General features: G+C 34.5%; 1 protein-coding gene. It reads right to left on the reverse strand.

Going from position 1 to position 536, the window contains the following annotated elements; all coding sequences use genetic code 11:
- Positions 1-60 precede the first annotated feature (60 nt).
- Positions 61-536: IS6 family transposase (locus tag CD036_RS12735; RefSeq protein WP_103388821.1), on the reverse strand; the 476-nt coding region annotated here is incomplete at its 5' end.

Below are 536 nucleotides of genomic sequence, written 5' to 3' on the forward strand. Positions count from 1 at the left end.
GGTTCTGTTGCAAAGTTAGAAAAATATAGCTAATCACCATTTTATTGTGTCAGTCTTCGCTTAACCGGCTAACATGTAACTAATTTCGTGGCATGGTGAAAATCCGTAGATCTGAAGAGACCTACGGTTCTTTTTATATAATCCGTAAATACATTCAATGCCTTTGAGTGTATTTTTTGCTGTATTGAGACATTGATATCTTGTCTTTCTCAGCTTAATATGACGATGATCTTGTTCAATGAGGTTATTGAGATATTTAGATGTGCAATGACAATTAGGGATCAGCTTAAACACTTTCATTATTTTAGCCATGGCTACCTTCGTTGAAGGTACTTGATCTGTAATTATCATTTGAGGTGTGCCAAATTGTTTAATAAGGCGCTTAATAAACGCATATGCTGAATGACTATCCCGTTTCTTACGTAACCAAATATCTAATGTATGACCCTCTGTATCAATGGCACGATACAAATAACACCATTGCCCTTTGATTTTGATATATGTTTCATCAATACGCCACTTATAATATGCTTTTT

The organism is Staphylococcus arlettae (assembly GCF_002902345.1).
In the GTDB taxonomy this organism is placed as follows: domain Bacteria; phylum Bacillota; class Bacilli; order Staphylococcales; family Staphylococcaceae; genus Staphylococcus; species Staphylococcus arlettae.